Origin of the sequence: Plectonema radiosum NIES-515 (assembly GCF_025753815.1) — a bacterium.
GTDB lineage: Bacteria > Cyanobacteriota > Cyanobacteriia > Cyanobacteriales > Nostocaceae > Hassallia > Hassallia radiosum_A.
This window is the reverse complement of the sequence record NZ_JAOWRF010000364.1, coordinates 1-6,739: the sequence shown is the minus strand read 5'-3', so window position 1 is coordinate 6,739 and position 6,739 is coordinate 1. Positions and strand designations below refer to the sequence as shown.

Genomic DNA, 6,739 nt, shown 5'->3' with positions numbered 1-6,739 from the left:
CCCCAAACAAGAAGTTAATTGTTTTTTCCTAAAGTATTGTTACCCAAGCGTGATATGATTCAGCTGACTGAATGTGCAGTCAACATAATTAGCTGTACTGGTTTCTGCTTCCCGTGAGCTTGTCAGACGAATCGATTAACCCCACGCCTACAACACTACAAGATGATCAACCTGGTTTTGAGGATACAGAACCAGCAACATCTTCTATGGAAGATTTTTATCAACTCTTTCAGAAGTTGTTGAGAATCACACTCCTGTTGACGGGGATTATTTTTATCTCAGTGTGGATTTTTTATTCCCTAAACATTGCCCTAAATTATTTGATAGGGGCGTGTACAGGTGTGGTTTACTTAAAATTGTTGGCTAGAGACGTTGAGCAGCTAGGTAGCGAAAAAAACAGTTTGAGCAAAAATCGTTTTGCTCTATTTATTGGCTTGATGGTAATTGCGACTCAATGGCACGATTTACATGTCCTGCCAATATTCTTGGGATTTCTCACTTACAAAGCCACGCTCATCGTCTATACGGTGCAAACTGCGTTTATTCCTGATTCTTAAAAGTCAGGCTCACAAAGACAATATCTCCAATCCTCGCTTTTTGGGGAAAAATCTTGAAGAATGCACATGCTTAGTGTCTTAAACGCCTTTAATTCTTTTCCCCTCGCCAAATTGGAAGTAGGTCATCACCTCTACTGGCAATTGGGTAATCTGAAAATACACGGGCAAGTTTTTCTCACCTCATGGTTTGTGATTGGGCTTCTCGTCATAGCTTCCATAGCTGCTACTAGCAACGCCAAGAGAATTCCTAAAGGCATCCAAAATTTGATGGAATATGCCCTAGAATTTATTCGGGACTTGGCGAAAAACCAACTTGGTGAGAAAGACTACCGTCCTTGGGTGCCGTTTATTGGCACACTATTTTTGTTTATCTTCGTGTCGAATTGGTCGGGTGCTTTAATTCCCTGGAAGTTAATCAAACTGCCTTCGGGTGAATTAGCAGCACCGACAAATGATATCAATACGACAGTCGCGTTGGCATTGTTAACTTCTTTAGCGTATTTTTACGCCGGATTTAGCAAACGGGGTTTAGGCTACTTTAAGAAGTATATAGAGCCGACACCGATTTTATTGCCGATCGCCATTCTCGAAGACTTCACCAAGCCTCTCTCCCTAAGCTTCCGTCTATTTGGCAATATTTTGGCGGATGAATTGGTAGTAGGTGTGCTTGTTCTATTGGTTCCTCTGTTTGTACCTCTGCCCGTTATGGCTCTAGGTTTATTTACCAGTGCCATTCAAGCCCTGGTATTTGCTACCTTAGCAGGAGCATACATTCACGAAGCAATAGCAGGGCATGGTGATGAAGGGCATGAGGAGCATTAAACCTCCTCAGTTGAAGTAATTTTAGATTTAATTGCAAATCTAAAACAAAGAAAATCATTAATTCTGTTCTCAAACAAAGGAAAATCAAAATGGATCCATTAGTTGCTGCTGCTTCCGTTATCGCTGCCGCTTTAGCAATTGGTTTAGCTGCAATTGGACCTGGTATCGGTCAAGGAAATGCTGCGGGTCAAGCAGTAGAAGGTATTGCACGTCAACCAGAAGCAGAAGGCAAAATTCGCGGTACATTGCTGTTAACCTTAGCATTCATGGAATCCCTGACTATCTACGGTCTGGTTATTGCCCTAGTGCTACTGTTTGCTAACCCATTTGCCTAAGACATAAAAATTGTTAGTGTAGAGACGCGAAAGATGTAAACAAGTGCGGAAGTTGCTACACATCCAACCGTCTCTACAACTGACCTAATCGGCTTTTCCACGTCGTTTCCATGTAAGTTGACCCTGGTTGGCTATGGGGTCTATAGAATATTAAAGGTTGGATGAATTAGCTAGCCATCAAAGAGTGCTATTCCAGCCCGCACAGGAGAGAAATGTTTGATTTCGATGCTACCTTGCCCTTGATGGCATTGCAATTTTTGCTGTTAGCGGCTTTGCTGAATGCAATTTTCTACAAGCCAATGACCAAGGTATTAGACGATCGCGATAATTACATCCGAACGAATAACCTTGAAGCGGGTGAACGCTTGGCGAAAGCCGAGCGCTTAACCAAAGAATATGAACAACAGCTAGGTGATGCCCGCAGGCAATCACAAGCTACTGTTGAAGCGGCTCTTGCTGAAGCGAAGAAAATTACCGCAGAGAAAATTGCTGAAGCGCAAAAAGAAGCTCAAGCTCAACGCGAACAAGCATCTGTGGAAATCGAGCAGCAAAAGCAAGAAGCAATGCGTTCCTTAGAGCAACAAGTTGATGCCCTCAGCAGGCAGATTCTAGAAAAACTATTGGGACCAACAAGTCTGGTTAGATAGAGTAATATCTTTCAGATTATAACATTGGTTCGCTTGAAAGTATACGCGCATCTCGACACAAGTCAAAGGAGGGCGTTTAAGTCGCCCTCCGTCTACACAAACGATCGTCCGCTTCGGTTGGTGCAAAGGTGCGAAAATTTAGACTTTCTAGCCTGAAGCGAGCAGGCGATCGCTATTCTCAACACCTTTGTAGGGTGTCGGAGCAAGATCTAAGAAAGGCACTTTTTCCCCGAAGGAAAAGTTCAAATTAATCAGCAAGCGAGCAGCGAGCGTGTAAATGGCTAACATGGGGACTTTCATATTACTTGCCGCAGAAGCCGCTGTTCACTCAGAGGCAGAAGGCGAAGGTGGTTTCGGTCTAAACCTAGACATTTTTGAAACCAATCTGATAAACTTAGCGCTTCTAATTGGCATACTATTTTACTTTGGACGTAAAGTTTTAACCAACATCCTGAATGAGCGTCGGATAAATATTGAAACCGAAATTCAAGGAGCTGAAGCGCGTTTAAAAGAGGCACAAATTGCCCTTTCCAAAGCGCAAGAGCAGTTAACTCAAGCTCAAGCAGAAGCACAACGCATCCGCTCTTCAGCCGAAGAAAATGCTTTAGGAGCGCGAGAAGCAACATTATTGAAGGCAGCGCAAGACGTAGAACGCTTGAAACAAACAGCCGCAGCTGATTTAAACACAGAAAGAGATCGAGCGATCGCTGAACTGCGGCAACGGGTAAGTGCCCTAGCATTGCAAAAAGTCGAATCCGATCTACGGAGTGGCATTGCCGACGACGTTCAACAAACATTAATTGACCGCAGCATCGCGCAGGTGGGAGGCTAGAAATGAAAAGCGACATAGCAATAGCCGAAATCGCCCAGCCTTATGCACAGGCATTAATGTCAGTAGCCGAGTCAAAAAACCAGATAGAAGAATTTGGCGAAGATGTACGTTCTTTGCTGAATTTATTGCAAAATTCATCAGAATTGCAAGGCTTTATCGGCAACCCCTTTATTGAAGCTGACAAAAAAAAGGCAGTCATCAACGAAGTCGTTGGCGAAAGCACTAATTCAAACTTACGCAATTTCTTAATGCTGTTGGTAGATAGACGACGCATTTTGTTGCTAGAACCAATTTGCCAGCAGTACATAACGCTTCTCAGACAGAAAAATCAAACTGTCTTAGCAGAAATAACCTCTGCCGTTCCTCTTTCCCAAGAGCAAGAACAAGCGATACGAGAAAAAGTCATCGCCATGACCAACGCTCATCAAGTCGATCTAGAAACAAAAATAGACCCAGACTTGATTGGTGGTGTCATCATCAAAGTTGGCTCTCAAGTAATTGACGCCAGTTTGCGGAGTCAGTTACGCCGTCTTTCCTTACGCTTAAGTGGCTCGTAAAAAGTTAGGAGTTAGGAGTTAGGAGTTAGGAGTTGGGAGTTGGGAGTTGGGAGTTGGGAGTTGGGAGTTGGGAGTTGGGAGGTTGGAGTTTGGAGTTAGGAGTTAGGAGTTAGGAGTTTGGAGTTTGGAGTTAGGAGTTTGGAGTTGAAAAATTTCTGAAATTCACAACTCATAAGTTCCAATTCATAACTTATTCTCCAAAGTGTAACTTACTATCCATAAAACTCATAACTCCTAACTATAAACTCCCAACTATAAACTCCCAACTATAAACTCCCAACTATAAACTCCCAACTATAAACTCCTAACTATCAACTCCTAACTATCAAATATTTCAGTCTCCCAAATTAAAGATAGACACATGGCTATTAACATCAGACCTGACGAAATCAGCAGCATTATTCAGAAACAAATCGAGCAATATGACCAAGATGTCAAAGTTGCTAACGTTGGTACCGTCCTGCAAGTAGGTGACGGTATTGCCCGGATCTATGGTCTAGAAAAGGCTATGGCTGGGGAACTATTAGAATTTGAAGATGGTACAATCGGCATCGCCCAAAACTTAGAAGAAGATAACGTGGGCGCGGTTTTGATGGGTGAAGGTCGTCAGATTCAAGAAGGTAGCTCCGTCACCGCCACTGGTAGAATTGCTCAGGTGCCGGTGGGTGACGCGATGGTTGGACGAGTCGTTGATGCTCTCGGTCGTCCGATTGATGGTAAGGGAGAAATCAAGACTACAGAAACTCGTTTGATTGAATCTCCCGCACCTGGTATTATTGAGCGTCGTTCGGTACACGAACCGATGCAAACGGGTATCACCGCAATTGATTCGATGATTCCCATCGGTCGGGGTCAGCGCGAATTGATTATTGGCGATCGCCAAACCGGAAAAACTGCGATCGCTATTGACACAATCATCAACCAAAAAGGGGAAGATGTAATTTGTGTTTATGTAGCGATCGGTCAAAAAGCTTCCACCGTCGCTAACGTGGTGCAAACATTGCAAGAAAAAGGCGCAATGGACTACACCATCGTTGTTGCTGCTAGTGCCAGTGAACCAGCAACCCTACAATACTTGGCTCCCTACACTGGAGCAACACTAGCTGAGTACTTCATGTACAAAGGCAAAGCAACCTTAGTAATTTACGATGACTTGTCCAAACAAGCGCAAGCTTATCGTCAAATGTCTCTGCTGTTGCGTCGTCCACCCGGACGCGAAGCGTATCCTGGAGATGTATTCTACATCCACTCCCGCTTGTTGGAAAGAGCCGCTAAACTAAGTGATGAATTGGGCAAAGGCAGCATGACCGCTTTACCAATCATTGAAACTCAAGCTGGTGACGTGTCTGCTTACATCCCCACCAACGTAATTTCCATTACCGACGGTCAGATATTCCTTTCCTCTGACTTGTTTAACTCTGGTATCCGTCCCGCTGTAAACCCCGGTATTTCCGTATCCCGCGTAGGTTCTGCCGCTCAAACCAAGGCAATGAAAAAAGTTGCCGGTAAAATCAAGTTAGAATTGGCGCAGTTTGACGACTTGCAAGCCTTCGCACAATTTGCTTCTGACTTAGATAAAACCACCCAAGACCAATTAGCACGCGGTCAGCGTTTGCGCGAACTTCTCAAGCAGTCGCAAAACGAACCTTTATCTGTATACGAGCAAGTAGCAATTCTGTATGCAGGTATTAACGGTTACTTGGATGAAATCCCCGTCAACCAAATTACAAACTTCACCAAAGGTCTGCGTGAGTACTTAAAGACCAGCAAACCTCAATACACTCAAGCAGTACAAACTCAGAAAGTATTAGGTGACGCTGAGGAAACTGCTTTGAAAGAAGCACTTACCGAATACAAGAAGACCTTCTTGGCAACAGTGTAAAAAGTCAGGAGTGAGGAGTGAGGAGTTAGGAGTTATCCGCTCGTCTCAACTCCTAACTCCTAACTCATAACTCCTAACTAAAAAATATGGCTAATCTCAAATCAATACGCGATCGCATTCAATCGGTCAAAAATACCCAAAAAATTACAGAAGCGATGCGACTGGTAGCAGCAGCCAGAGTCCGTCGCGCTCAAGAACAAGTAATTGCTACCCGTCCCTTTGCCGATCGCTTGGCACAAGTATTATATGGCTTGCAAACTCGCTTGCGGTTTGAAGAAGCAAATTTACCACTTCTGAAAAAACGTGATGTCAAGTCTGTCGGGTTGTTGGTAATCTCAGGCGATCGCGGTTTGTGTGGTGGTTACAACAATAATGTCATTCGTCGTGCCGAAAATCGCGCCAAGGAACTCAAAGCAGAAGGCGTAAACTACAAGTTTGTACTGGTAGGACGCAAAGCCATTCAGTACTTCCAACGCCGAGAACAGCCAATTGATGCAACTTACACAGGTTTAGAGCAAATTCCTGTCGCATCTGAGGCAAATCAAATTGCCGATCAACTGCTTTCTTTGTTCCTTTCAGAAAGCGTAGACCGTGTAGAGCTAGTCTACACCAGGTTCATCTCCCTGGTTAGTTCTCGCCCTGTGGTGCAAACCTTGCTTCCTTTTGACGTTCAAGGTCTAGAAGCCGGTGATGACGAAATTTTCCGCCTCACAAGTCGTGGTGGTCAATTTGAAGTGCAACGCGAGAAAGTCATTACCACAGTTCGCGCTTTTCCCCGCGACATGCTTTTTGAGCAAGATCCAGTGCAGATTCTCGATTCTCTATTGCCATTATATCTGAGTAACCAGCTATTGCGGGCGTTACAAGAATCAGCCGCCAGCGAACTAGCCGCACGGATGACAGCAATGAACAATGCTAGCGACAACGCCGGCGAATTGATTAAATCTCTTTCTTTGTCATATAACAAAGCCCGACAAGCCGCAATTACCCAAGAAATTCTAGAGGTTGTTGGCGGCGCCCAGGCGTTGACTTAGGGACTAGGGGACAAGGGGGACAAGGGGGACAAGGGGACAAGGGGACAAGGGGGACAAGGGGGACAAGGAGGAC

The 6,739-nt window shown here is 44.5% G+C and carries 9 protein-coding genes; 8 read left to right on the top strand and 1 reads right to left on the bottom strand.

Annotation, left to right across the window (positions count from 1 at the left end; all coding sequences use genetic code 11):
* The first annotated feature begins 119 nt into the window (after positions 1–119).
* The 4 genes from OGM63_RS25590 (at position 120) to OGM63_RS25575 (ending at position 2,361) form a co-directional block, all read left to right on the top strand.
* On the top strand, positions 120–557 hold the full coding sequence (locus OGM63_RS25590) for an ATP synthase subunit I (protein ID WP_263748524.1): 438 nt from the start codon (positions 120–122) through the stop codon (positions 555–557).
* Positions 558–617: 60 nt separating this feature from the next.
* Positions 618–1,379 (top strand): F0F1 ATP synthase subunit A, encoded by a 762-nt coding sequence (gene atpB / locus OGM63_RS25585; protein WP_263748523.1) that lies wholly within the window; start codon positions 618–620, stop codon positions 1,377–1,379.
* An 89-nt stretch (positions 1,380–1,468) separates the two neighbouring features.
* Positions 1,469–1,714: an ATP synthase F0 subunit C gene (gene atpE / locus OGM63_RS25580; protein WP_029638432.1), complete on the top strand. Its 246-nt coding sequence runs from the start codon at positions 1,469–1,471 to the stop codon at positions 1,712–1,714.
* A 212-nt stretch (positions 1,715–1,926) separates the two neighbouring features.
* On the top strand, positions 1,927–2,361 hold the full coding sequence (locus OGM63_RS25575) for a F0F1 ATP synthase subunit B' (protein ID WP_263748522.1): 435 nt from the start codon (positions 1,927–1,929) through the stop codon (positions 2,359–2,361).
* Positions 2,362–2,508: 147 nt separating this feature from the next.
* On the opposite strand, the gene OGM63_RS25570 is transcribed toward OGM63_RS25575, so the two are convergent.
* Entirely contained in the window at positions 2,509–2,649 is a 141-nt protein-coding gene (locus tag OGM63_RS25570; protein WP_263748521.1) for a hypothetical protein, read from the bottom strand.
* Here OGM63_RS25570 and OGM63_RS25565 point away from each other — a divergent pair.
* From OGM63_RS25565 to OGM63_RS25550, 4 genes are all read left to right on the top strand, one after another.
* Positions 2,648–3,193, top strand: a complete 546-nt coding sequence (locus tag OGM63_RS25565; protein ID WP_263748520.1) for a F0F1 ATP synthase subunit B — start codon at positions 2,648–2,650, stop codon at positions 3,191–3,193. The genes OGM63_RS25570 and OGM63_RS25565 overlap by 2 nt on opposite strands.
* 2 nt (positions 3,194–3,195) lie before the next feature.
* Positions 3,196–3,750: an ATP synthase F1 subunit delta gene (gene atpH / locus OGM63_RS25560; protein ID WP_263748519.1), complete on the top strand. Its 555-nt coding sequence runs from the start codon at positions 3,196–3,198 to the stop codon at positions 3,748–3,750.
* A 361-nt stretch (positions 3,751–4,111) separates the two neighbouring features.
* Positions 4,112–5,632, top strand: a complete 1,521-nt coding sequence (gene atpA / locus OGM63_RS25555) for a F0F1 ATP synthase subunit alpha (protein ID WP_263748518.1) — start codon at positions 4,112–4,114, stop codon at positions 5,630–5,632.
* A gap of 86 nt (positions 5,633–5,718) precedes the next feature.
* The gene (locus OGM63_RS25550; protein ID WP_263748517.1) at positions 5,719–6,666 is read left to right on the top strand and encodes a F0F1 ATP synthase subunit gamma; all 948 of its coding nucleotides are present in this window, start codon (positions 5,719–5,721) and stop codon (positions 6,664–6,666) included.
* The last annotated feature ends 73 nt before the right edge of the window (positions 6,667–6,739 follow it).